Source organism: Ilumatobacter sp. (genome assembly GCF_041688325.1).
In the GTDB taxonomy this organism is placed as follows: domain Bacteria; phylum Actinomycetota; class Acidimicrobiia; order Acidimicrobiales; family Ilumatobacteraceae; genus Ilumatobacter_A.
The window spans coordinates 1-25380 of record NZ_JBDNIJ010000133.1 but is presented as its reverse complement, the minus strand read 5'-3'; the positions used below and the strand labels follow the sequence as shown (position 1 = coordinate 25380).

Below are 25380 nucleotides of genomic sequence, written 5' to 3'. Positions count from 1 at the left end.
GTTCGGTTGCTGACAGTGTTGTCAACTCCTCGATCAGGTCGGTGAACATGTGTCCAATTGTACCGCACTCGACTGTCCATATCTATCCGTCTAGCAGGGGCGATGTGCCTCCGTTCGGCAGTGGCAGCAGGCTCGCCGGAGACGCCACTTCGCTGTGTGCTCTACTCCGGATATCGACCGCGCTTCACCGATCGAATGCCCCGGCACGCGACGCTCAGGGGGTGCATCGAGCCCCGTTTCCGGACGTCGTGGGGGCACAGAATTTCTGAGAAATATTGGTCGCCGGACACCCCAGGCCAAGGTGCTCCATGCCGCACCGTCATCAGCTGTCGTAGCGGCGGACACCATCTGCAAAACTCCCACCATGACATCGGAAGCGCGCCAACTCGACACCACCTACCGAGCAGCCCGAGGTCGCTTCATCGATGCCGCTGCCCGGGCAGGCGCCGAACTCAGCTCGTTTCCGCATCCACTCGCGGGCGTCGAGGGTGAAGAACTCGCCATCGACGTGGCCCAACTTGGTGACCCGCACGCTCCAAATGCACTGCTCCTCATCTCGGCAACCCACGGCGTCGAGGGGTATGCAGGTTCGGCGTTGCAGTCGTGGTGGCTCGACGAACGAGCAGCCCAACTCGGCGGCGACATACGCGTCGTCGTCGTGCACGGGTTCAACCCAGTCGGGTTTTCCTGGGTGCGACGGGTCAACGAAGACAACGTTGATCTGAACCGCAACTTCGTCGACTGGACCGCACCGCCGACCAACGAGGCGTACGGCGAAATTGCCGACCTGCTGGTCCCGCTGTCGTGGACCGACGAGACACAGTCCACGTCCACAGGGGCACTGCTCGAAGTTGCCGGGAAGATCGGCCTCGACCAGTTCCAACAGGTGGTCAGCGGTGGGCAGTACGACCACCCGACCGGGATCTTTCATGGCGGGTCGGGCCCCGTGTGGTCGCATCGCTGGCTGGTCGAGCACCTCGCCGACCTCGTGGCACCGAGTACACGAGCTGGTGTGATCGACCTGCATACCGGCCTCGGCGACTGGGGCCACGGCGAACTCATTTCCCACGAGGCGACCGGCTCGCCCGGATACAACCGCAGCGCCGAGTGGTGGGGCGACGTCCGCTCGATGCAAAGTGGTCAGAGCGTCTCGGCTGCCCTCAGCGGCGACTGGCTCGGCGCGATCAACACGATGCTCCCCGGCGTCGAGTTGACCAGCGCCGCACTCGAATACGGCACGGTCGACGTGATTTCCGTGCTCCAAGCACTGCGCGCCGACGCCTGGCTCCATGCCCACGGGGATCCGACTGGGGACGAAGCCCCGGCGATCCGTGCACAGGTCCGGGCCGCCTTTGCCGACGATGACCCAGCGTGGCTCGCCAAGATCACCGAGCGATTCGCCGAGGTGTCCGACGCCGCGCTGGCCGCGCTCGCCCGCTGAGGTCGCGTGACCATCCAGATGGCGATGTCAGATGGCGATGTCAGATGGCGATGTCAAGGTCCGAAGCAGCCGGGCCGACCGTTGATGCCGCTTCAGATCCGGCGGCATTGCGTCAGGTATTGTGGAACCGTGACGAAACGCAATCTGTCGATAACCAAGATTCTCAAGCAGGCTGCCGAGCGCGTCGATGTAACGGGCCGCAACGACATCACCATTGGCGACCTCGCCGACGACCTCGGGGTTCAGCCGTCGGCGCTGTACAACCACATCGACGGCCTCGATGGCCTGCAGCACGACCTTGCGGTGCACTCAACTGATGCCGTCGCCAACCATCTGCTTGATGCCGTCGTGGCGATATCCGGAGCCGACGCCGTCCGCGCGTTGGCGCACGCCTACCGTCAATTCGCCGACCAACACCCCGGCCAGTACGCATCACAACTCTTGCCCCCGGCCGCGCCCGACGACTCCCTCGCCACCGCCCAGCAGCGGATCGCCGACGTCTTCGTACGCGTGTTGTCCAGCACAGGCCTCGAGGGCGATGCCGCCGTGCACGCCGCTCGCATAGTCCGGTCAGCCATCCACGGGTTCGTCACATTGGAGTCCATCGACGCCTTCACCTCGCCTGTCGACCGGGCAACGAGCTTCGATCACTTGGTCGAATTTCTGGTGACGGGACTCGCGACAGCCTGACGTTGGATTGCCCCGACGAGTTGGTGTTGTACAACCAAATAAATATGGTTGCTTTGTTATGATCTTTCTGCAGAATCTGGCGTCTGTTCCGGTGCAGTTCGGCACTGTCTCGTTCGTGTTGTTGCCGTTTTTGACGTGAGTACGCCGCACATCTCGCCCGATCGTCCGGCAGAACCAGATCCGACGTGCGACACTCACCCAATGAACACAGTCGGTTGGCGGGAATGGGTCGCCCTTCCTGAGTGGGGTATCGAGGCGATGAAAGCCAAGATTGACACCGGTGCTCGCACATCGGCAATTCACGCCGACGACATCGAACTCTTTGAGCGCGACAACGTCTCGTGGGTGCGATTCCTTGTCCGACCGTGGCAACGTTCCGACGCGGACGCCGTGCTCGTTGAGGCGCCGCGCATCGACCACCGGACCATCACCAGTTCGTCGGGGACGCGCACCGACCGTCCAGTCGTGCTCGCACCGATCGTGCTGGGCGGCCGAGCAATCCATGCCGAAATCACCCTCACAAGCCGCGACGAAATGGGCTTCCGCATGCTGGTCGGCCGCGAAGCGCTTGCTCAAGGTTTCACCGTCGATGCAACCAAGTCATACGTCGGCGGCCGACCCAAAAAGGCCATCCGCCAGAAAAACCGGGGCCATGCATGACACCACGTGAGTCGTTCAAGATCGGCGACCTCGAAGTGGCGCCCGGCGCAGAAGCAATGGGTGACCTGCCCCTCGCCAGGCTCGTTACCGGCAACACCATTTCAATGCCCCTGCGCGTCATCCACGGCCGAGACGAAGGGCCAACCGTCTGGCTGAGCGCCGCAGTACATGGCGATGAGATCGCGGGCGTCGAGATCATTCGGCGCGTCCTCGATCAGGTCAATGCACTCACGCTCGCCGGCACCATCATCGCCGTACCGATTGTCAACGTCCACGGCTTCTTGAACGGCGACCGCTACTTCCCCGATCGACGCGACCTCAATCGGTCCTTTCCCGGGTCGCCAACCGGATCGCTGGCCGGTCGCGTGGCGCATTTGTTCGTCACGCAGATCGTCGACCGATGCGACGTCGGCATCGACCTCCACACCGGCTCAGACCACCGGATCAACTTGCCGCAGATCCGTGCCGACCTCGACGACCCGTTCACGCGCGAATTGGCGGTCGCGTTCGGGGCCCCGCTGATGTTGCACGCCAAACTGCGTGACGGCTCGATGCGCGCCGCCGCAACAAGTCGCGGCGCCACCGTGCTGCTGTACGAAGGCGGCGAGGCGTGGCGCTTCAACCAGAGGGCAGTCGAAGCCGGAACGCGCGGCGTCCTCCGGGTATTCGATCGGCTCAGCATGACCGGCGACGGCGAACCGCTCGACGACAGCCACGTGCCGGAAAGCCGGTCGAGTTCGTGGGTCCGCGCACGCCGGACCGGGCTCGTACAGTTGCACGCCAAGCTCGGCGAATACGTCGAAAAGGGATCACCCCTCATCACCATTCACGATTCAGTCGGGCGTCGACTGGGCTCAACGAAAGCGCCGACCAGCGGCGTCGTGATCGGCCATACACAACAACCGCTCGTCAACCAGGGCGATGCGATCGTGCACATCGCTCGGCTCGATTCTGAACCGACCAGCGTCATTCCACACCGCAAGGATTTCACATGAAGCTTGCAATTCTCTCCCGTTCGCCCGGCGCCTACAGCACCGCCCGACTCAAGTCAGCAGCGTTAGAGCGTGGCCACGAGTGCAAGGTGCTGAACACGTTGCGATTCGCCATCGACCTTTCCGGCGACGAGCCAGACATGCAGTTCCGCGGCAAGCAGTTGTCGGACTACGACGCGGTCCTGCCGCGCATTGGCGCATCGGTCACCTACTTCGGCACGGCCGTGGTCCGTCAGTTCGAGCAGATGGACGTGTACACGCCGAACACCGCGAATGGCATCGCCAACTCGCGTGACAAATTGCGTGCCACACAGATCCTCAGCCGCCACGAGATCGGAATGCCAGCAACAACGTTTGTCCGCGATAAGGCCGACGTACTTCCGGCCATCGACCTCGTCGGAGGCGCTCCGGTCGTGATCAAACTGCTCGAAGGCACGCAGGGGATCGGCGTGATCCTGGCGCCTGACAAGGCGGTCGCCGAGGCGATCATCGAGACCTTGCAGTCAACGAAACAGAACGTTCTGATCCAGCAGTTCATTGCAGAGAGCAAGGGCCGCGACATTCGCGCCCTCGTCGTCGGCGACCGGGTGGTCGGGGCGATGCGCCGTACTGCACAGGGTGACGAGTTCCGCTCCAACGTCCACCGTGGCGGATCTGTCGAAGCCGTTGAACTGAGCGAGGAATACGAACGCACAGCAGTTCGTGCAGCGCAGATCATGGGCTTGCGCGTTGCGGGTGTCGACATGCTCGAGGGCAACGACGGACCCCTCGTCATGGAGGTCAACTCGTCGCCCGGCCTCGAAGGCATCGAGCGGGCAACCGGGCTCGACATCGCCGGCGCCATCATCGACTACATCGACGACCAGGTCGCGTTCCCCGAACTCGATGTTCGTCAGCGCCTCACCGTCAGCACCGGCTACGGCGTTGCCGAACTGCACATCCCGGAAGGGTCCAAGTTCGTCGGACAGACCATTGACGAATCTGGCCTGCGTGAACTCGACATTACGATCCTGACTCTGCACCGCGACCGCAGCGTCATCCCAAACCCGAAGACGTCGCGAGCACTCCAAGCCGATGACCGCCTGACGTGTTTCGGCAAGCTCGAAGAGATGCGCGGGATGATCCCGACGCGCCGCAAGCGCCGAGCCAAGGTCCGCAAGCTTCCCAAAGAAATACTCGACGCCAATACCGAAGCCTGACGCACGTCGAGCTCTGTGCCAGCGACGGAGCGGGCAGCATTCGCTCGGTGCTCACGACGAACACATCGGGAGCGACCGGTGCCTGGATCCAACACGCGCGCTGGTGGCTAGAGACCGCCAGTCCGGCTGCGTTCTGTTACAGGAGGGTGCAGGGGGTTGCAGGAGGTCGTGTCAATGTGCGGCGCGATATCGAAGTTCCGATGCAGAGACAGAAGTCACCGACACCTGAACGACACCCGTTCGTAACGTAAACGTAATATTTGGTCCATGAGGACCTTCACCCCATCATCGAGGCTGGCGCGCGGTGCGCTGGTCGCCCTGGCGGGCGCTTTGTCGGCCGTTCCAATCGCTTTCGGCAACCCCGCCGAAGCCCAGGCACCCGAACAGAGCCCCCAGTCGGCACATGGCACCGTCACCATCACCCCGACGCGCGACATCGCGTGCCCGATCCCTGACGGCAGCGAGTTCATCGACAGCTGGGGTACGGGCCGTTCAGGGGGTCGCCGCCACAAAGGGGTCGACATGGCCAGCGACCGAGGCACGCCGATCGTTGCGGCGCAGACCGGCGCGATCAACTTCAAGCGGAGCCGTCTCGGCGGAAATGCGGCCTGGCTCACAACATCTCTGGGCAACAAGTTCTACTACGCCCATCTCGACAGGTTCGAAGGAGACAGCCGCGATGTGCGCGAAGGCGAGGTCATTGGTTATGTCGGAAGCACCGGCAACGCACAGGGGCCACATCTGCACTTCGAGGTGCACTTCGAAGGTCAAGTCAGCAACCCGTATCCAGCGACGTTCGCAGCGTGCGTTCAGCCACAGATCGACGCCGCACTCAAGGCACAGCTCGCCATTCCCGAGCAGGGCTCGACGGCCGCTGCCGTCATCGCCCAGCGCGCCATCGACATCGAGATCGACATCGACATCGACATCGACGCGTTCTGACGAGATTCGTCACGTCAAACCGGGTGCAAGGAAGGAACTGGCCAGAGCGAGTGCAGGCGGCCGAATCGAGAGCTCACGACCTCTGGTCGCTTTGGATGATCGAGGTAGAACCCCTGCACCAGGTCGCAGCCGTGCTGCCGTGCCAGCGCGAGTTCGGCAGTGGTCTCAACTCCCTCTGCAACGACAACTAGACCCAGGTTGTGCGCCAGGGTCACGATGCCGCCAAACAGTTGCCCTCGCTTTTGATCGTTCGCAGCCTCCGCGAGGAAGGCGCGATCGATCTTGACCTGATCGACCGGCAAGTCGTGCAGATAACCGAGCGACGAGTAGCCGCTTCCAAAGTCATCGATCGACAGACCGATACCGAGCGCTGCAAGTTCTCGTAACAGATGCTCATGCTGCGCGTGCTCGTGATGGACCAGGACGCTGCCGGTGAGTTCGAGGCAAAGGGCTTGTGGCTCGATCTCGTGGCGTCGCATCGTGGCCCGCAGTCGGTCGACGAAGTCCGGTTGCCACAGCTGCATCGTCGACACGTTTACGGCGACAGTTGGCGTGAGCAAGTTCTGCCGACGCCAACAGGCGATCTGCATGCACGCCTGCTCGAGGACGTAGCCCCCGAGCTCGCTGATCATCCCGGCAGTCTCGGCAACACGGATGAATTCGAGCGAAGGAATCTCGCCCTCGATCTCGTGCGTCCAGCGCGCCAGCGCTTCGATCGAGCAGAGCTGGCCGGTCTGCGCGTTGTACAGCGGCTGGTATTCCAGGCGGACAGTTCCGTCCGCCAGCGCTCGGCGCAAATGCGTGGCGAGGTGCATGCGTCGCTGGACCGGCGACGCCATTTGCGACTCGTAGATCTGCGCGTGGCCTCGGCCGCCTCGTTTCACCGCGTACAGCGCAAGATCAGCATGGCTCAACGCCGCTCCCGACGTCATGCCATGCTCAGGCACGAGCGCCACGCCGATACTCGCCGTCACACTCGTGTCGCCAGCGTGCGTCTGGCGAACGCCGGTCACGCTGACCGAGACGCGCTGCGCAACGGCGTCGACCGCATTCACTTCAATCACTCCTGACGCCGTGAGGACCGCGAACTCGTCGCCTCCCAGGCGTGCGAGGAACTCGCCCGGCTCCAAGACTTCGTGGAGGGATCGAGCGAGCGACACCAACAGTTCGTCGCCAGCCTGGTGCCCGAGCCCGTCGTTGACTTCCTTGAAGCCGTCGAGATCGATGATCAGTAGTGCGAACCCGTCGCGCTGTGGCTGGCCGCCCTCAGCGAGCCGGGTGAATCGTCGCTCCAGTTCGCGAACGAATGCTCCGCGGTTGGGGATGTCTGTCAGCGGGTCGGTGTATGCACGGTGTTCGAGGTTTCGTCGGAGGTCGCCGACCAGCGACAAACCCTGAGCGAGGTGACCAATCTCGTCCCGCCGGTCCATGAGTTGGATCGACTCCGGAGGATTGTCTGACCCAAGTTTGTGGGCGACTCTGATCAGTCGGTTCAGAGGTCGGAATGCAAAGAACATCATCACGACGCCCGCAACGGCCATCGATCCCAACAAGGCCAGGACCAAGACGACGGCGCGATTGGCGACGACCGAGTTGCTCCGGTTGAGATCATCAACAAAGCCGACGTCGACTGCAACGATGCCAATCATCTCCGCCGTGGCGTCAAAAATCGGCGTCAGGTACGCGAAGCGCATTCGGCCGTCGAACGGGACCTCACCGACGTACGGCTCACCTCGGGTCAACGACCCATAGGCCGGATGCGCCTCGCCGATCAGTCCGGGTTCGACCTGGGACGCACCAATGCGGGCCCCGTCGGCATCTTCGAGGCTGGTCGAGATTCGGTCGAACTGACTCGTCGACTGATTGAAACGAAAGATATCTGCAGCGCCCTGGTTGACATCGGAAATCGCGTCGGTCAGCGAGTCGAATGAGTTGCTCGGCTCGAGACGGTCGATCGAGTCGATCTGGATGTTGCGAATCGACCCACCATCGATGTCGACGACGGCGAAGTCGGCATTCTGTTGCACAAAGAGCGCCGAGGCGGAACGGGCCGCTTGATCGACTCGAACCGCTACATGATCTTCGTTAATCTGCTGAACTTCGCGCAGGCCAAAGAAGGTGAGAGCTGCCATCGACACCGTCGCGACGACGAGGAAATATGCCGACGTGCGAGCTGGAAATGACCAACCCGACGTTCGGCCTCGTTGACTGCTGCGCTGCACAGTCTGTCTTCGGCAGATACACGCTCAACGGGAGTTCCGATTGCGGTTCCTGACGAAAGCTTGACACGGTGCGCGGCCGTCACCTTCTGGCGTGACCTCCTCGTATGGCGGCCGTATGTGGCGGCCGTCAGCGCGGTTCGTACCGAGCGCCGCCGGGCTGTCAAGCTCATGCAATGACTCACGACCTCGACACTGGAACGACCGACCTCCTCGCCCACGTCGACGGGCACGTCGGTGTCATCACGTTCAACCGACCCGACCGACGCAACGCGCTGAGCGACGCGATGTACGCCGGGTTCGCCCAAGTACTTCCGGTGCTCGCAGCCGACGACGACGTGCGCGTCGTGATGATCACCGGCAACGGTGGCGCGTTTTGCGCCGGCGGCGATGTCAAGGGCATGCACGAGAGCCACCAGCCCGGAGCTGCACCTCGCCGTGGCAGCACGATCCAGAGTTCAACAGATCATTTGCGCACGATTCAGAAGCAGGTCTCGCTCGCTATCCATCGTTTCCCCAAGCCGGTCGTTGCCGCCATCCCCGGCGCGGCCGCCGGTGCCGGCATGTCGATCGCTCTGGCCTGCGACATCCGCCTCGCCGCGGAGCGCGCAATTATCGTGCCGGCGTTCGCCAACGTCGGTGCGTCAGGCGACTTCGGTGGGAGCTGGTTCCTGACACAACTCGTCGGCACAGCCAAGGCGAAGGAGCTGTACTTCACCTCGCCACGTCTGTCATCGGCCGACGCTCGCGATCTTGGCATCGTCAATCAAGTGTTGGCCGACGACGGCTTCGACGAGGCCGCGCTCGCCTGGTGCCGCAGCCTCGCCGACCGTGCACCGATCGCGATGCGGTACATGAAAGAGAACCTCAATCGGGCAGTGACGAGCGACGTCGAGACCGCACTCGATGCCGAAGCTGCGAACATGGTCTTGTCGATGGGCACGTCCGACCACCGCGAAGCTGCTGCTGCATTCGTCGAGAAGCGCACGCCGCACTTCACGGGCGAGTAGACACTCGTGCGATGACGATCGCAATCACCGATCCGGCCGACGCGCGCGTCGATGACTATCGGGAACTGAACAACCAGGCCGCCCGCACGGCAATGGAGGGCGACGAGTTCTTCATGGCCGAGGGGTACCTGGCAATCGATCGGCTGATCGACTCCGGGCATCGCTTGCGGTCCGTGCTGCTCGGAACAAGCCGCGTTGAGCGCTTTGCGCCGTACCTCGAACATCCAGCGTTGATGGACGTTCCCGTGCTCGTTGCTGACCGATCGGTCATGCAGGGCATCGTTGGGTTCAACCTGCACCGCGGCGTGCTGGCGTCGGCGTTCCGCAAGCCGATGCCGACCGTCGCTGAACTCGCTGCGACAGCAACACGGATCGCTGTCCTCGAAGCGTTGAACGACAACGAGAACGTCGGTGCGATCTCACGTGCGGCGCGGGCTTTCGGCATCGATGGCATCGTGATCAGCCCGACGTGCACCGACCCGTACTACCGACGCACCGTGCGCGTCAGCATGGGCGAGGTGCTGCACATGCCAATCGCCCGGGCCAGCGCCGACGACTGGCCGGGGGCGCTCGACACATTGCACGAGGCCGGCTTCGAGACCTGGGCAATGACACCAGCCGACGACGCCGTCGATCTGTGGGCGACCGCCATCCCCGAACGCTTGGCCATCGTGCTCGGTGCCGAAGGCCCAGGCTTGGAGCAGTCGACGCTGCAACGGGCGACCCGCCGCGTGCGCATTCCGATCTCGCCGGATGTCGACAGCCTCAACGTTGGCCACGCTGCGGCAATCACGTTCGCGGCGACAAGCCGAAGCGATACGGATGGCAGGATGCGGGTGTGCTGACGACGCTGCCCGATCATCCCCAGGCGACCGATCCGGAGCCGTTTGCTGGGCCGGATCACCCCATTCGCAAGATCACCCGGATCATGGCCTTTGGCGGGACCTGGACCGACGACAACAAAACCAACATGGGCGGCCTGTTCGACGGCATGGCAGCCGAGTGGTCAGAACGCCATGTCGACCCGACCAAGCGCGCTCCGGTCGAAGACGCGCTCGAGCGCGGCGACGTTCCGCTCGACGGCGACTGGCTCGAGCTGGGGTCGGGAACCGGTGCCGGCGCACGGGTGCTCAGCGAGCGTGTCGGGTCGCTGGTGTGCAGTGATTTGTCGATGGGGATGCTGTCGTACGCGCCAGGCGAGTTGGCGCCGCGCGCTCAGGCCGACGCGTCCGTGTTGCCGTTCGTCGACGATGCCGTCGACGCCATCTTGATGATCAACATGATCCTCTTCCCAGCCGAGGTCGACCGCGTGTTGCGGCCAGGCGGCATGATCGTGTGGGTCAACACGCTGGGTGATCAGACACCGATCCACCTGCCCGCCGCCGATGTCCTCGAAGCGCTCCCAGGCGAGTGGACCGGTGTGACCGCCCGTGCTGGCACCGGCTTCTGGCTGACGGCACGTCGGGGACCGCGATGACCGAATCACCGGAGCGCCACTTTTGGACGCTGATCGAACCGATCCACGCGATCACCTACTTCGCACCGGAGTGCCAAGAGGTGTTTGAAACAGCCGGCCTGAAGGGCTTCTGGCGGGGGTACTTCGGCGGCCGTGCAGCACCGCTGGGTGCTGCTGAGGCCGGGTCGATCGTGGCGCTGTTCTTCGGGTTCCACCAGGACTTTGTGGCGCGCGCCGTGCCCGACATTTGGCAGCGCTGCTCGCCCGCTGACGCGCTGGGCGCGCGGCTCGCCGGCGTCGATGCAGCGTGGTCGGTACACGTCGATCGGGTCGACAAGATGCAGCTCAAGCGGGCTGCATTCATTCTCAGGGTCGCTGCGGAGTCAGCCGCTGATGATCGGCGCCCGATGTTCCAGGCCAACCTCGCGCTCGACGCGCCAACCGAGCCCCACCTGGCGTTGTGGCACGGGGCCACGGTGCTTCGCGAGCATCGGGGCGACGGCCACCTCATCGCGCTGGGGGCGCACGGCATCGGCCCGTGCGATGCGCACGTCCTGCGGCTGGCCCGCACGGGCGACGCCGTTGAAACGCTCAAGCCGTTCCGCGGGTGGAGCGACGACGACTGGATCGCGGCGATCGGTCGGCTCTTCAATCGCGGCGCGATTGACGAGCTGGGTGCGATCACCGAAGACGGCGTCGCGCTGCACGACACCGTCGAGGCGCTCACCGACGAGTTGGCTCGTCAGCCGGTGAGCGCAATCCAGTCGGAACTCGCCGAATTGGCGCACATCGTGAGCCCTGTGCTGCGCAACCTCACGATCGCGCCGAGGTCGCCCGGGGTGATTCCGTACCCCAACCCGATGGGCGTCGAGCGATTCGATCCGAGCTGATCAGCCCTGACAACCGGACGGACACGGGATGGCCATGACCGGGACATCGACCTTGCCGGTGAGGCGGTTGGTTGGCGATGACCGGAACCGATCCCACCATCGACGACGGCGTCGGATCCCGACCACGATCATCGCTACCTGACCAGCCTGACCAGCCTGACCAGCCTGACCAGCCTGATCGACAAGCACGCGATCGATGGGCCCGGCGCTGACCACATGTTCCCCGGAGAGGAGTGCCGTGCCGTTGCCGAACACTTCGGCGATCACGGAGGCTGCGCGCTCTCGTGCCATTTCTGCGGCATCGACATCGAGGATGGCGACCGGCATCGGGTGATCAATCGCCACATGTGGCGTGAGGTAGGAGGTGACGACTCTGATGACGAGGCCATGGCTCTCCGCGTGATGTACCGCCCATTCGAGGGCGTGGCGTGATTCGTGGCGGCCGTCGACCGCAACGGCAATGACGTTCGGCCTGGCATCGCGTACGGAGTCCAACATCTCAAGAGCCGTCTTGGTGTCGATCTCGGCAAGCGGTCGGACGGGAGCGCTCTGTCGGGTGGAACGAGTGATGGTGCGCATGTCGTCTTCCTTTCGTGACGGGCTCATCATCGATCGGAGACCGACCTGCAAAGATTGTGCTTCGAAAATTGACGTTCAACTGATGACGAGTTGGGACTTCAGGAATTGAAGGACCAATGTTAACAGACCCTTTTGAAATGGTCAATTGTTGTCTATCTTTTCCCTCGTCCATAGACTTCGACCAATCGTGTTGTGGTTGCTCCTTCTCGCCCATCTTCTGGGAGTTGCCATCGTTTCGACAATCGGTGCACGCCTTGCACGATGGTCGTTTCTCGTCGCCGCGCTCCCCATGGCGGTCTCGGCAACTCTTGCGGCCGTCGCGCTGGCTGATCAGTCGACAACCCGTACGGAGTTCACGTGGGTCGGCCCGCTCGACCTCACGATTGCGCTGCGACTCGACGCGTTCTCGTCCTTGATCGCACTCCTCGTCTCCGGCATCGGTGTGCTCGTTTGCGTCTATGCAGCGGGCTATTTCTCAGCCTCCGCACAGGGCGTCGGCCGATTCGCCGCAACGCTGCTCGGCTTCTCGACCGCGATGCTCGGCCTGGTCCTCGCGGACACCGTCTGGACGATGTTCCTGTTCTGGGAGCTCACCTCAGTCACCTCATTCCTGCTCGTCGGGCACCAGCGGACCGACGCCGCGGCCAGGACCGCAGCTCGACGTGCGCTCGTCATCACGGCAGGGGGCGGCCTCGTGCTGCTCGCCGGGTTCGTGGTGTTGAACGACGCCTCGCCCGGCCGATACATCAGTGATCTGGAACCGGTCACCGGAACTGGCGCCACTGTCGCAGCCGTCTTGATCCTGATCGCGGCCGCCACAAAGTCGGCCCAAGTCCCGTTCCACATCTGGCTACCCGGCGCGATGAAAGCACCGACCCCGGTGAGCGCCTACCTGCACTCGGCCACGATGGTGAAAGCTGGCGTTGTCCTGGTCGCCGTGGCTTCGCCAGCACTCGCGCAAACATCGGTGTGGACGCCCCTCGGCGTCACGTTCGGAACTGCCTCGATGGTCTGGGGTGCCATCGGTGCGCTCCGCCACCTCGACGCCAAGCTGATCTTGGCGTGGGGCACCGTCTCCCAGCTCGGATTGATGATCGTGCTGCTGTCGTTCGGATCGGGCAAGGCCGTCTTCGCCGCTCTGTCGATTCTGTTCGCCCACGCCATCTTTAAGGCCGCACTCTTCATGATCGTCGGCGAGATCGACGTACGGACGGGGACGCGTGACATTCGTGAGCTGTCCGGCCTCTGGCGATCGATGCCCCTCGCCTACGGCGTTGCACTCGTCTCGTCGCTGTCGATGGCCGGTGTGCCACCGATGCTCGGCTTTCCCGCAAAGGAGGCGGCCGTTGAAGCGGCCCTCGGCCTCAGCGGCGGCGAGCGCACCGTGGCATTGATCGCGATCATTGGTGGGTCGGTCCTCACGGTGGCCTACACGGCTCGCTTCATCCTCACCGTGTTCCACGGTGGCAACGGCACCCCGACTGTGGTTGGCCCCCGGCGGCCGCTGATGGCCGCGCCAGCTGCATTCCTCGGGGCCTGCACACTGATCGGCTTCGCATTCCTCGGGAACGTCACCGATTGGGTTCGTCCAGCTGCCGTCACGGTCAACAAGAAGGCCGAGGTCTACTCACTGATCCGTTGGCCGGGGCTCACCGACGCATTCATGATTTCGGCAGGCATCGTCGCCGCGGGCGCCGTGCTCGGTTGGGTTATCAGCCGTCGCGCTGCCGATACCGCCCCGCGCACGATCGGCGCCGACACGGTTGACACCAGCATCGACGGGTCGATCACGATCGCACGTAATATTACAGCGCGCGTCCAGCACGGATCGCTGCCCGGCTACGTGCTCACCATGGTTGCCGTCGCAGCACTCGCCACCATCCCGTTCATCGGTGCGATCGACTTCGACGTGATCACCGGTGCCGACAATGCCGCCCAAATGGTCCTCGCTGTGTTCGTGGCCGCGAGTGCTGTGGCGGCCACACAGGTCAGGACTCGGCTGGGTGCAGCCCTCGTGCTCGGTGCTGTCGGCTTTGCCATTGCAGGTCTCTTCGTCGCAAGCGGCGCACCCGACCTCGTCCTCACCCAGCTGCTGGTCGAAACCGTGATTGTGGTGGGCTTCGTGCTCGGCCTCGGCCGCCTCACCACCACGTTCCCCCGGCACGGCACCACCTGGCAGACCACTCGAATCGGTGTGTCGCTGATGGCTGCTGGCGCAGTGGCCGTCGGCCTTGCCGGTAGTGCTCGCGGGCCGGTCCCCGCATCGACCGTCGATCGGTTGAGTGCCGAAGCCGTGTCGGAAGGCGGCGGCAAGAACGTCGTCAATGTGATTCTCACCGACGTCCGGGCGCTCGACACGCTCGGTGAAATCGTCGTGCTCGCAGTCGTTGCTGTCGGCGTGTTGGCGCTACTGCGTCGCCGCCCCGAAGTCGTGCTCTCACCCGATGAACCGAGCCTGCTCCCTCAAGCCGCCAACGAACTGACGGAAGCCGACCGATGATCGATCAAACCACCGGCCCTTCGCCGATCGTGAGGCTCAGTATTCGAGCCGCGACGCCCCTGGCGTTGGTCATTGCCGTCTTCGTGTTCTTCGCTGGCCACAACCGCCCCGGCGGCGGGTTCGCCGCGGGCTTGCTCATCGGCGCCGTGCTGGTCCTGCGAAGTGTTGCCGGGTTCCCGTTGCCCTTCCGTGCCATCCCACTCCTGGCAACAGGCACCATCGTTGCCGCTGCCGTGGCGGTTGCACCGATGCTCTGGGGCGACGTCTTCCTCGATCAGATCGTCATCGAACAGAAGCTTCCACTGCTCGGAAAGGTCAAGAGCGGCTCGGCGCTGATCTTTGACGTCGGCGTCACCTTGATTGTCTCCGGGCTGATCGTCGCAGTGCTCGACGGGTTCCGCGCCGACCACTTGGCAACGCCGCCACCTGCAGTGTCGAACAACAAGGTGACTACGGACAAGGCGAATACGGACAAGGCGACTACGGAGAGCAGTTCATGAGCGCTGCGCTGATCGCCGCCGTCGCCGCACTGGTTGGCTCGGGTGTGTACCTCATCACATCGCGCTCGCTCAGCCGCATCGTTCTTGGCTTCTCGCTGCTCGGCCACGCTGCCGTATTGGCACTCCTTGCAGCGGGCGGACCCGCCGGTGGGCCACCAATCGTTGGCAGCAGCGACCGGGCACCATCTGACCCGCTCCCCCAGGCATTCTCGTTAACCGCCATCGTCATCTCGTTCGGCCTCACGCTGTTCGTCTTGGCGCTCGCCTCGCGCCAGCGCCAGCTCACCGGTGACGACCTCGTCGAGGATGACGTGGAAGATCGGCGAGTCGCACAACTCTCGAACACACTGTCCAATGACCGGGGAGATACACCGGCATGAGCGTGCTGATCGCACTCACCATCGTTGGCCCGTTGGCCGCCTCGGGTTTTGGGCTGCTTGTTCGCGAGCGGCATCGCCTGCGCGACGCCATCACTCTCATGGGCCTGTCGGCCACAGCGCTTGCTGCTGTCGCGCTCCTGATCGACGTCCAGCGCAACGGCACGACCGTCGTGCGCGTCGGTGGCTGGGACCCCGAACTCGGCATCGTGCTCGTGGCCGACCAGTTCGCATCGTTGATCCTGGTCGTGGCGACGCTGACGATCCTTGTGGTCGACATCTTCGCGATCGGCCAGCGCGGCACCGCGTCGACTGGCGACCAGACCGTTGTCGGGCCGATGCTGCTCGTGCTCACCGCCGGCGTCAGCTTGGCCATCCTGACCGGCGATCTCTTCACCCTCTTCGTCGCGTTCGAACTGATTCTCGTGTCGAGCTATGTGCTGCTCACCCACCAGGGCCGCGCTGCTCAGCTGCGATCCGGCATGACGTACGTCGTCATCAACCTGCTGGCGTCAACGCTGTTCCTGTTCGGCCTCGCCTACGTCTACGCGGCGACGCGCACGGTCAACATCGCCCTGCTCGCCGAGCGGATTCCCGAACTCGACAACGGTGTACGCCTCGGTATCGGGCTCTGGTTCCTCGTGGTGTTCGGCACGAAGGCGGCGATGTTCCCGCTGTTCTCGTGGCTGCCCGACAGCTACCCGACCGCACCGACCACTGTCACCGCTGTCTTCGCCGGACTGCTGACGAAAATCGGCGTCTACGTCATGATCCGTTTCCACACCCTCACTGGGATGGACGATCTGGGCCCGATCATCCTGGTCGCTGCCGGGCTCACCATGATCGTCGGTGTCGCCGGCGCGCTAGCTCAAAACGACGTGAAGCGGATCCTGTCGTTCCACGTCGTCAGTCAAATTGGCTACATGCTGATGGGCCTCGGCTTGTTCACCGTTGCCGGTGTCGCCGGCGCTGTCCTGTTCCTTGTGCACCAGATCCCGGTCAAGACCGTCATGTTCCTCGTCGGCGGCCTCATCGAAGACGACCAGGGCAACTCGAGCCTCGACCGAGTTGGGGGTCTCGCCGCACGACGACCAATTATCGCGGTGCTCTTCGCCATCCCGGCGTTGAGCCTCGCTGGCATCCCGCCGTTCTCGGGGTTTGTCGCCAAGCTGTCGCTGATCGACGCTGGTCTCGATGCCGGCTCAATCGCGATCGTGGTCGTCGCCCTCGTCGCCAGCATGTTCACACTGCTGTCGATGTCCAAGATCTGGCTCGGCGTGTTCTGGCGTGAACCGACGCCACCCTCGGAGCCCGAGTCGTCGAAGGCCTCGAAGCGGACGATGGGCGGCGCCACCATGGCCGCTGTCGCTGGCACCCTGGCCGTTGTTGCGTTCGCCGGGCCGCTCTGGACCATGAGCGAAGAGATCGCCCGCGACCTGCTCGACGGGCAGACCTACATCGACGAGGTACTCGGCACCGATCGCGGTGGGGTGGCTGCACCATGAGCGCTCTCATTCTTCGCATGAAGCCGCTGGCGACGCCACGCATGCTGCTCGTGATTGCTGCACTCGTCGTCGCGTGGTGTGGGCTGTGGGAGGCGTTCAGCATCGCCAATGTGCTGTCGGGAGTCGTCGTTGCCGTCGTAGCACTCGCTATCGCGGGGCCGAGCACGGCCGGTCGCACCGTGCACATCGGGGCACTGCTGCAGCTGCTCTGGCTCGTCCTCGTCGACCTTTTCCGCTCGACCGCACAGGTGGTCTGGGAGATCCTGACGCCGGTCGATTACACCGACGAGATCATCATCGGTATCGACACCAAGGCCGACTCATCGGCGCACATGCTGTTGCTCACCGTGTCGATCACGCTGACCCCCGGCACGGCGATTGTTGACATCAACACCACGACTGGCCGGCTGTACCTGCATCTGCTGCATGCCGATGCTGCACCGCATGTGATCAAGCATGTCGAGCGGCTTGCCGAGTTGGCGTGCCGTGCGTTCCCCACTGCCGATCCGATTTCTGGGCCGAGTTCTGGGCCGAGTTTCGAAAGGGAGGGCACCGCCACATGATCACCTCGATCGCCATTGCACTGTTCGTCGTCTCCAGCCTGTGCGCCATGATCCGCGTGATCCGTGGGCCTGGCCTTGCCGACCGAGTGATTGCACTCGATGTCGCCCTGGTCGCCCTGATGGGGGCGATTGCCACGAAGGCCGCAAGCACCGGGTCGACGACATACCTGCCGATCGTTGCTGTCGTTGCGATCGTCGGCTTCACCGCGACGATCGTCATGACGCGTTTCCTCGAGCAGGGGTCCGGCTCATGAACCCCGTCTCGAGTGCACTGATCCTCGTCGGCTCGGTGCTCGCGGTGCTGGCCGGCGTCGGCCTGCTGCGCTTCGACAGCGCAGCTGCACGGTTCCATTCGGCTGGCAAGGCCAGCCCGATCGCATTCCTGTTCGTCGCCATCGGCGCAGCCCCCGAAGTCGGCCTTTTCGGCGCGGCGCAACTGGCGGTCGCGGCAGTCGCACTGGTACTGACTCTGCCTGCGGCCACCCACCTTCTGTTCCGCGCAACACATCGCACCAGCTCGTCGGCGTATCTTCGTGACGACGCGCTGACCCGTGATCGAATCAGCCAGGCATCGAAGGAGACCCAGCCGTGAACATGTCCCGCACGACCACCAGCCCCAGCACCAGCGATGTCCTGCGCGATCCGGTGCACGCTCCAACGCCCAACTTGCCGTCGTGGACGTTCCTCACCAACCACGCCCATGTGATGGTGGCGCTCGACCGAGACCCCGATCTGCGCCAGCGTGATCTGGCCTATGCGGTTGGCATCACTCAGGGCGCCGTGCAACGTATTCTCGACGAACTCGTCCACGCTGGATTCCTGCGCCGCGAGAAAGTCGGCCGACGGAACCACTACGAGATCGTCGCCAAGGAGCCGCTCCGCCACCCGCTCGACGTCAAGCACAACATCGGCGAGCTCCTCAGCATGCTCCGCGACTAACTGTCACACTTTGGTCTGACCGGAGTGTGACAGTGGGGCATCGATTCTTGTCATGGCTCGACCCCGTTCCACAAGGTTCTGTCGTACTACTTTCTGGCGCATGGATGGTCAGCGGCGGAGGCCTCGTGGACCCAAGCGCACGCGCTCGGTCGTCGGTGATCAGCCTCCGTTCGCACAGCCCCGGATGACAATGCCTCCGACGCAGGTGGTGTCCGACGACGAACTCGAAGCTATTCATCTGGCTTCGCTCCGTGTGCTCGCCGAAATCGGCATCGACTTCCTGCACACCGATTCGCGCACGATGCTCGCAGCAGCAGGTGCGCGTGTCGACGGTAACCGCGTGCGGTTCGACGCCGACATGATCGGCGAGTACCTCGCACACATCCCCAGCGAGTTCACGCTGCACGGCCGATTGCCGGAGCGAAACCTGCAGATCGGCGGCAACTGGGTCACCTTTGCAGCAGTGGCGAGCGCGCCGAACTACGTCGGGCTCGACGGGCAACGGCGCACCGGCGATCGGGCTGGCTATCAGGACTTCCTCAAACTCGGGCAGATGCTCAACTCGGTCCACACCTTCGCCGGTTATCCGGTCGAGCCAGTCGACCTCCACGCGTCCATCCGTCACCTTGAAGCCGGCTACGACGCGCACACGATGACCGACAAGTCGTTCCACATCTACTCCCTCGGCCAGCAGCGCAACCTCGACGGCATCGAGATGGCGCGTCTCTCGCGCGGTGTCGATCACGAGACGTTCGAGCGCGAGCCGAGCCTCACGTCGATCATCAACGCCTCGTCGCCGCTGCGGTACGACCATCCGATGCTCGAAGGCATCATTCAGATGTCGGCGCGCAACCAGGTGATCATCGTCACGCCGTTCACACTGGCCGGTGCCATGGCGCCGATCACCTTGGCGGGTGCGCTGGTGCAACAGAACGCCGAAGCGTTGGCCGGGCTGGTGTTCACGCAGGTCGTCCGGAAAGGTGCGCCGGCGGTGTACGGCGGGTTCACGTCGAACGTCGACATGCGCTCGGGCGCACCCGCGTTTGGTACGCCTGAATATGCCAAGGCGGCCTTGGTCGGCGGGCAGTTGGCTCGGCGCTACAACCTGCCGTATCGGTCATCGGCAGTCAGTGCCTCGAACGCGGTCGACGCTCAGGCCGGATACGAGACAACGTGGGCGCTGTGGGGCGCAATCATGGGCGGCGCGAACTTCGTGATGCACGGTGCCGGGTGGATGGAGGGCGGCCTCCATGCGAGCTACGAGAAAATGGTCATCGACGCCGACCTGCTGCACATGGTCGGCCAGTTCTTGAAGCCACTCGATCTGAGCGATGACGCGCTCGGCGTCGATGCAATCGCAGGGGTCGGCCCGGCCGGCCACTTCTTCGGCGAAGCGCACACGCAGGCTCGCTACATGACCGAGTTTTATGGCCCGATGGTCAGCGACTGGCGGAACTGGGAAACGTGGACCGAAGCCGGTTCGCCCAACGCCAGCACCCGCGCCAACGCACTCGCCCGAGACATCATCGAACAGTACGAACCGCCACCGATGGACGACGCAATACGCGCGGAACTGCGTGACTTCGTGGACCGCCGAGTCAACGAAGGCGGCGTCGAAACCGATTTCTAGGCGCACTCATCCGGTCACACTGTGTCAGGCACAGTGTGACCGCCACAGACGAACCGGACCAGCGAAGAAAACCGGTCACACTGTGCCTGACACAGTGTGACCGCCCGAGGAGCAGAACTATGAAAACACAGGCACAGGTAGTGGTGATCGGCGGTGGGGTCGTGGGCGCGTCGGTGCTCTATCACCTGACGTTGGCGGGCTGGACCGACGTGATGATGGTCGAGCGACGCGAGCTCACGCACGGGTCCACGTGGCACTCGGCGGGCGGCATGCACACGCTCAACGGCGACCCCAACGTTGCCGCGCTCCAGCGGTACACCGTCGAGCTGTACGACAAGATCCAGGCCGAGTCCGGCCGCGACTGCGGTATCCACATGACCGGCGGGCTGCAGCTCGCTGACACACCCGAACGGATGGACTACCTGCGGATGGCCCACGCCCGCGGGCGGTACCTCGGCATGGAGACCGAGCTGGTGTCACCCAAGGAGGCCCACGAGCTGGTGCCGTTCCTCGATCCGAAGTACTTCGTCGGCGCGATGTACGACAAGCACGAGGGCCATGTCGACCCGTCGGGTGTCACGCATGCCTACGCCGAGTGCGCGCAGGCGCGCGGCGCGGAGATCAACAAGTACGTGTGGGTCCACGACATCACACGCACTGCCGACGGCACGTGGAATCTGCACGTCCACGACACGCGCAAGAACGAAGACCTCGGGATGATCAACTGTGAGCACTTCGTGAATGCCGGCGGCTTGTGGGCGCGTGAGGTTGGCCGGATGACCGGGCTCGAGCTGCCGATCCTGGCCATGGAGCACATGTACTTGATCACCGAAGAGGTGCCGCAACTCACGGAATGGCGACAGTCATCGAAGATGGCCGGGTTCCACGTCGTGGACCTTGGTGGCGAGATCTACATGCGCGAAGAAGGCAACTCGCTGCTGCTCGGCACCTACGAACGCAAGGGCGTGCCGTGGGCGCCGCACCAGACCGACTGGAATTTCGGCGCCCAGCTACTCACACCTGACTTGGAACGCATCGGCGACAACCTCGAGGTCGGCTTCAACCACTTCCCGATCTTCCAAGAGATCGGCATCAAGGACACGATCAACGGGCCGTTCACGTTCGCGCCCGACGGAAACCCGCTGATCGGACCGGTCAAGGGCCAACCCGGCCACTGGTTGGCGTGCGGCGTGATGGCCGGCCTCAGCCAAGGTGGCGGCGTCGGGCTGAGCATGGCGAACTGGATGACCGAGGGCGACCCCGGATTCGACGTGTGGGGCATGGACAATGCCCGTTTCGGCGACTGGGCAACCCCGCGCTACACGAACTCCAAGGTGCGCGAGAACTACGGGCGGCGTTTCAGGATCACGTTCCCCAACGAGGAGTTGCCTGACGCTCGCGAGCACATGAAGTCGCCAATCCACGACCGCCTCGATTCGCACAATGCGGTGTGGGGGGCGTCGTATGGCCTCGAAGTGGCGCTGTGGTTCCAGACCCAAGGCAAGGCCGAAGAGACGGTGACCTTCCGACGTTCGAACGCATTCGACGTGGTGGCCGAAGAAGTGGCCGCTGTGCGTCACGGCGTTGGCATGTTCGAGACAACGGGCTACGCCAAGTACGAGGTGACCGGCACCGGTGCTCGGGCCTGGCTCAACGGCTTGCTCACCAACAACATTCCGGCACCTGGGCGCTTGGCATTGACCCCGATGCTCAACCACCAGGGCAAGATCATCGGCGACTTCACCGTGGGGTGTTTGGCCGATGCGTTGGGCGACGAGCGGTTCATGATCTTTGGCTCCGGCGCGGCGCAGCAATATCACGAGCGCTGGTTCCGCGAGCAGCTCCGAGCCTCATCGAGCGCTGGGGCGGTGGCCGGGGCGGGCACAAGAGCGACGGGCGACGGCGTCAGCCTGCGAGTGTGCGGCAACGAGCTGACGGGGCTGTCGATCGCTGGTCCGAGCGCTCGCAAGGTGCTCGACGAGCTGACCGACTTCAATGTGAGTAACGACGCGTTCGGCTTCCTCGACTTCCGCCAGACATGGGTCGGCAGCGTGCCGTGCATGGTCGGCCGAGTGACCTTCACCGGCGACCTCGGCTACGAGATTTGGTGTGCCGCGAGCTTCCAGCAGCAACTGTTCGACACGCTTTCCGAAGCCGGTCGACCGCACGGCCTGCGGCTGTTCGGCCTCCGTGCGCTCGACTCGATGCGCCTCGACAAGGGCTGGGGGTCGTGGGGCACCGAGTACCGCCCGATCTACAACCCGTTCGAGGCAAACATGGGTTGGATGGTCCGCCTTGGCGATCAGGCCAAGGGTGACTTCATCGGTCGCGATGCTGCAGCAGCCGCCAAAGAGGCCGGGCCACAGCGCAAGCTGGTGCTGTTTGAGATGGATGCCGGAACCAGCGATGAGGCTGCGGACTGCATTGGCAACGAACCGATCTGGCACGACGGTCCTGATGGCAACACCGTGGTCGGTTGGGTCACCTCGGGCGGTTACGCGCACCACAGCGAGAAGTCGATCGCGATGGGTTACGTGCCTGCCGAACACGCCGCCAGTGACGGGCCATGGGAGATCGAAGTCGTCGGCGTGATGCGGACGGCGACGCGCCTCGCTGAGGCACCCTTTGACCCGTCCGGTTCACGCATGCGCAGCTGAGTCAGGCTGCGGCGGCGGCCAACGATCAGCCGATGGCGCAATTCGTTGGCGCGTCGAAGGCATACCGCCAGCTTCGTCCTGCAATCTGACCGGCTCCGGGGTTGGGCAACGGCTCGGCAGTTGTGAGACTGCGGGTATGACGAGTCCTGACCCCGAGATTCTCGACGCCCTGCCGACGGTCTTGACGGATCGGGTTGTTCCGATCGACGACGTGCTCGCCGCCCTCAGCTCGGCTGGCCTTGACCTCGGCGAACATCAAGGCGAGACACTCGACCGAGTGACCTCAATGGAAGGCGCGTTCGGTGATCTCGCTGGCGGCCTGATGTTCCTCCCGCGCTTTTTCGACGGCACCAAGTGGACGATCGAAGTGACGGAGCAAGACCTGGCGACGCGGATCATTGAAGACACGATGGCCATCGACCCACTCGTCTGGTGGCTCGTCACCAACGAGGTCGCATGCGTCGACGATGCCGGCCAGGTCATGGGTCTGCTCGAAGTCGAGAGCTTCGACGATGTACACGACTCGCTCGTGCTCCCCGACTCGGTGGCAGAGTCGCTCCGACCCGGTTGGGTGTCGATAACACTGCGCGACGGTGCAATGCATTGGAGCCTCTCCGATGGCCCGGCGACGCCGACCGCTGCGCAGATCGCTGCTGCACGGGCCGGGTTCCAGGCAACGCTCGACGATCCGCGCAACGCCGAGTTCTCCGTCGCAGCGGGAGTCTCCGTGCCTGTGGGGCTGGAACGGGCAACCGACACGTCGGCACTGCTCGAAGCCATCGCCATCGATCGGTCGGCGTTCACCGACGCGGCCATGCCACCGGTGACCACGTTGTTCGAGGCCGCCGGCTTCGAGGTTCGCGATCGTGACGTGGCGATGCCCGGCTTCGACTGGGATGCACTCGCCACCTGGCGCACATCGAACATTGCCTCGCTGATTTTCGAGCTGACTGAGGCCCAGACCGAGTCGTACCGGACGCTGACCGCGGCACTCGCGCAATGGCGGAGCAACGACACGAGCAACGACGCGAGCAACGACGCGATGAGCGACGCGGCCGCCACTGCTGATCTCTTTGCTGACGCCAAGGTCGTCGAGGCATTCAGCGCCGGCGCGCAGCCGCAAATGGTCGCGCTGCCCGGCCCGATGGCCGACACCGCAGCTGCACACCTCGGGTTCGTCGAGGCACTCGTCGCAGCCGGCGCGGTGAGCGACGACATCACCGCCTTCCGCGTGCGCTGCCTCGACCGGGTGGGTCGCCCGCTCGATGCAATCGCAGTGCTCGATGAGGTCACTGGGTCGACCGAAGCCAAACAGCTCCTGCTCGCCGCCGCCGAGTTCGCCGCCGATCGCAGCGATGCCGTCGTCGCGTATGCGCTGCTGCAGCGCGCCGGAGCGTTGGACCACCTGGCATCGATCAAGGGTGAGGCCGAGACGCACACCCCCGACTTGGAGCTGCTGTTCGAGATCGAGCCGTTCGCGATGACGCGCCCAAAGGCGTTGGCCGACCGGAACGATCCGTGCCCCTGCGGCTCGGGCAAGAAGTTCAAGAAGTGCCACATCAACGATCAGCCGATGCACGGCCTCGAATACCGAGCGCCGTGGGTGCACGGCAAGGCCATGCGCTTCGGCCGGGCCCGGAATGCCGCGCTGATCGAGACGCTGGCCCACGCAGTCTGTGCACACGTCGACGATGGTGAGATCGTCGAGCAAATGCGGTTCTCACCGTTCATTGCCGACGTCGCCCTCCACGAAGGTGGCGACTTCGCTCGTTTCCTGGAAGCGCGGCAGGAGCTGCTGCCAGCCGACGAGTTCGAGTTGGCGACGCAGTGGGCCGCGATTGATCGCGGTGTGTTCGAGATCGTGAAGCTCGCCGGTCAGCGGGTCGAGTTGCGCAACATCGTGACCGACGTGCACATCACCGTTGGCGAGATGGAGTCGGGCTCGGGCATCGAGGCGGGCGATCTGATGATCGGCCGCCCGCTGCCCGTCGGCGACGGTTGGCGCGCGTTCGGTGGCTTCATGCCGTGCGATCCGTCGATCGTCGAGAACGTCGTCGCTGCGATCGCGGCACGCGACGCCCTCGGTATCGCCGGCCTGATTGGTGATCAGCTCGCACCGACGCACGACGATCTGATGAGCCAGCTCGGCCTCGACGGCCTGGGCCTCGACGCGTTCGACGGTCTTGACATCGACGCGCTCGGCCTCGACGAGACCGATCTCGCAGACGAATAGAAGGCCAGCGGCTGTCGGCCCGGCCGCGTCAACGCCTCGTCGCTCCGTGTGAAAACGGTCCCCCAAGCGAGGTGTACGGTGCGTCGATGATCGAAGTTCCGCGGTCGTTGTCCGACATCAGTGCAGGCTGGCTGACCCAGGAGTTGGCCATGTCGATCGACGCGATCGACGTGCACCAGATCGCTGCTGGCGAGGGGTTCATGGGCCAGTTGGCCCGGGTCCACCTCACGTCCTCGGACTCCACGGCGCCGGCCACAGTGATCGTCAAGTTGCCAACGGCTGATCCCGGCGGGCAGTTCATCGGAGAGATGATGCGACTCTGGGAACGCGAGCACCGCTTCTACCTCGACGTCGCCCCGCTCATGCAGATCCGCATCCCACGTGCGTTCGTCAACATC

Annotated in this window: 23 protein-coding genes and 1 pseudogene; 22 read left to right on the top strand and 2 right to left on the bottom strand. The window is 64.2% G+C overall.

Translation table 11 applies throughout. The annotated features are described in order from the left end of the window. The first annotated feature begins 364 nt into the window (after window positions 1-364). The 6 genes from ACH2EI_RS09070 to ACH2EI_RS09045 all read left to right on the top strand — a co-directional run bounded on the left by ACH2EI_RS09070 (window position 365) and on the right by ACH2EI_RS09045 (window position 5924). Window positions 365-1441: a M14 family metallopeptidase gene (locus tag ACH2EI_RS09070; protein ID WP_395153458.1), complete on the top strand. Its 1077-nt coding sequence runs from the start codon at window positions 365-367 to the stop codon at window positions 1439-1441. A gap of 129 nt (window positions 1442-1570) precedes the next feature. After that, a complete protein-coding gene (locus tag ACH2EI_RS09065; RefSeq protein WP_395153457.1) occupies window positions 1571-2131 on the top strand; it encodes a TetR/AcrR family transcriptional regulator in 561 nt (186 codons plus the stop codon). 201 nt (window positions 2132-2332) lie between these two features. After that, complete coding sequence (locus tag ACH2EI_RS09060) at window positions 2333-2791, top strand: ATP-dependent zinc protease (protein WP_395153456.1); 459 nt, start codon at window positions 2333-2335, stop codon at window positions 2789-2791. Next, window positions 2788-3786: a succinylglutamate desuccinylase/aspartoacylase family protein gene (locus tag ACH2EI_RS09055; protein WP_395153455.1), complete on the top strand. Its 999-nt coding sequence runs from the start codon at window positions 2788-2790 to the stop codon at window positions 3784-3786. Before ACH2EI_RS09060 ends, ACH2EI_RS09055 begins: the two co-directional genes overlap by 4 nt. After that, window positions 3783-4982 carry a RimK family alpha-L-glutamate ligase gene (locus ACH2EI_RS09050; RefSeq protein WP_395153454.1) on the top strand — a complete coding sequence of 400 codons (1200 nt, stop codon included), beginning with the start codon at window positions 3783-3785 and terminating at the stop codon, window positions 4980-4982. Before ACH2EI_RS09055 ends, ACH2EI_RS09050 begins: the two co-directional genes overlap by 4 nt. Window positions 4983-5249: 267 nt before the next feature. Further along, window positions 5250-5924 (top strand): M23 family metallopeptidase, encoded by a 675-nt coding sequence (locus ACH2EI_RS09045; protein WP_395159771.1) that lies wholly within the window; start codon window positions 5250-5252, stop codon window positions 5922-5924. 14 nt (window positions 5925-5938) lie between these two features. Here ACH2EI_RS09045 and ACH2EI_RS09040 read toward each other — a convergent pair whose 3' ends face one another. Next, window positions 5939-8056 (bottom strand): putative bifunctional diguanylate cyclase/phosphodiesterase, encoded by a 2118-nt coding sequence (locus ACH2EI_RS09040; protein ID WP_395153452.1) that lies wholly within the window; start codon window positions 8054-8056, stop codon window positions 5939-5941. Between the two features lie 263 nt (window positions 8057-8319). Here ACH2EI_RS09040 and ACH2EI_RS09035 point away from each other — a divergent pair, with 263 nt between their 5' ends. From ACH2EI_RS09035 to ACH2EI_RS09020, 4 genes are read left to right on the top strand one after another with little or no spacing between them, the layout of a single operon-like run. After that, on the top strand, window positions 8320-9153 hold the full coding sequence (locus tag ACH2EI_RS09035; protein ID WP_395153451.1) for an enoyl-CoA hydratase: 834 nt from the start codon (window positions 8320-8322) through the stop codon (window positions 9151-9153). Window positions 9154-9164: 11 nt separating this feature from the next. After that, on the top strand, window positions 9165-9998 hold the full coding sequence (locus ACH2EI_RS09030) for a TrmH family RNA methyltransferase (RefSeq protein WP_395153450.1): 834 nt from the start codon (window positions 9165-9167) through the stop codon (window positions 9996-9998). Beyond that, window positions 9992-10630 (top strand): class I SAM-dependent methyltransferase, encoded by a 639-nt coding sequence (locus ACH2EI_RS09025; protein WP_395153449.1) that lies wholly within the window; start codon window positions 9992-9994, stop codon window positions 10628-10630. Before ACH2EI_RS09030 ends, ACH2EI_RS09025 begins: the two co-directional genes overlap by 7 nt. Next, window positions 10627-11499: a hypothetical protein gene (locus tag ACH2EI_RS09020; protein WP_395159769.1), complete on the top strand. Its 873-nt coding sequence runs from the start codon at window positions 10627-10629 to the stop codon at window positions 11497-11499. Before ACH2EI_RS09025 ends, ACH2EI_RS09020 begins: the two co-directional genes overlap by 4 nt. Here ACH2EI_RS09020 and ACH2EI_RS09015 read toward each other — a convergent pair whose 3' ends face one another. After that, window positions 11500-12078, bottom strand: a complete 579-nt coding sequence (locus ACH2EI_RS09015; protein WP_395159767.1) for a universal stress protein — start codon at window positions 12076-12078, stop codon at window positions 11500-11502. It abuts the gene before it with no gap. 187 nt (window positions 12079-12265) lie between these two features. Here ACH2EI_RS09015 and mbhE point away from each other — a divergent pair, with 187 nt between their 5' ends. The 12 genes and pseudogenes from mbhE to ACH2EI_RS08955 form a co-directional block, all read left to right on the top strand. Then, window positions 12266-14578 carry a hydrogen gas-evolving membrane-bound hydrogenase subunit E gene (gene mbhE, locus ACH2EI_RS09010; protein WP_395153446.1) on the top strand — a complete coding sequence of 771 codons (2313 nt, stop codon included), beginning with the start codon at window positions 12266-12268 and terminating at the stop codon, window positions 14576-14578. After that, complete coding sequence (locus ACH2EI_RS09005) at window positions 14575-15078, top strand: MnhB domain-containing protein (protein WP_395159765.1); 504 nt, start codon at window positions 14575-14577, stop codon at window positions 15076-15078. Before mbhE ends, ACH2EI_RS09005 begins: the two co-directional genes overlap by 4 nt. After that, window positions 15075-15458, top strand: a complete 384-nt coding sequence (locus ACH2EI_RS09000) for an NADH-quinone oxidoreductase subunit K (protein WP_395159763.1) — start codon at window positions 15075-15077, stop codon at window positions 15456-15458. Before ACH2EI_RS09005 ends, ACH2EI_RS09000 begins: the two co-directional genes overlap by 4 nt. Further along, window positions 15455-16960 carry a proton-conducting transporter membrane subunit gene (locus tag ACH2EI_RS08995; RefSeq protein WP_395156778.1) on the top strand — a complete coding sequence of 502 codons (1506 nt, stop codon included), beginning with the start codon at window positions 15455-15457 and terminating at the stop codon, window positions 16958-16960. The genes ACH2EI_RS09000 and ACH2EI_RS08995 overlap by 4 nt, the downstream gene beginning before the upstream one ends. After that, the gene (locus ACH2EI_RS08990) at window positions 16957-17523 is read left to right on the top strand and encodes a Na+/H+ antiporter subunit E (protein WP_395156776.1); all 567 of its coding nucleotides are present in this window, start codon (window positions 16957-16959) and stop codon (window positions 17521-17523) included. Before ACH2EI_RS08995 ends, ACH2EI_RS08990 begins: the two co-directional genes overlap by 4 nt. Continuing rightward, the gene (locus tag ACH2EI_RS08985; protein ID WP_395156774.1) at window positions 17520-17777 is read left to right on the top strand and encodes a monovalent cation/H+ antiporter complex subunit F; all 258 of its coding nucleotides are present in this window, start codon (window positions 17520-17522) and stop codon (window positions 17775-17777) included. The genes ACH2EI_RS08990 and ACH2EI_RS08985 overlap by 4 nt, the downstream gene beginning before the upstream one ends. After that, entirely contained in the window at window positions 17774-18115 is a 342-nt protein-coding gene (locus tag ACH2EI_RS08980) for a monovalent cation/H(+) antiporter subunit G (protein WP_395156772.1), read from the top strand. Before ACH2EI_RS08985 ends, ACH2EI_RS08980 begins: the two co-directional genes overlap by 4 nt. 2 nt (window positions 18116-18117) lie before the next feature. Further along, window positions 18118-18462, top strand: coding sequence for a helix-turn-helix transcriptional regulator (locus tag ACH2EI_RS08975; RefSeq protein ID WP_395159773.1), 345 nt, complete (start codon window positions 18118-18120; stop codon window positions 18460-18462). A gap of 52 nt (window positions 18463-18514) precedes the next feature. Beyond that, entirely contained in the window at window positions 18515-20092 is a 1578-nt protein-coding gene (locus ACH2EI_RS08970; protein WP_395159761.1) for a trimethylamine methyltransferase family protein, read from the top strand. A gap of 119 nt (window positions 20093-20211) precedes the next feature. Continuing rightward, entirely contained in the window at window positions 20212-22749 is a 2538-nt protein-coding gene (locus ACH2EI_RS08965) for an FAD-dependent oxidoreductase (RefSeq protein ID WP_395159759.1), read from the top strand. Between the two features lie 136 nt (window positions 22750-22885). Further along, window positions 22886-24982 carry an SEC-C domain-containing protein gene (locus ACH2EI_RS08960; RefSeq protein ID WP_395159757.1) on the top strand — a complete coding sequence of 699 codons (2097 nt, stop codon included), beginning with the start codon at window positions 22886-22888 and terminating at the stop codon, window positions 24980-24982. 86 nt (window positions 24983-25068) lie between these two features. Then, window positions 25069-25380: pseudogene (locus tag ACH2EI_RS08955) on the top strand (hypothetical protein); the annotation flags it as partial.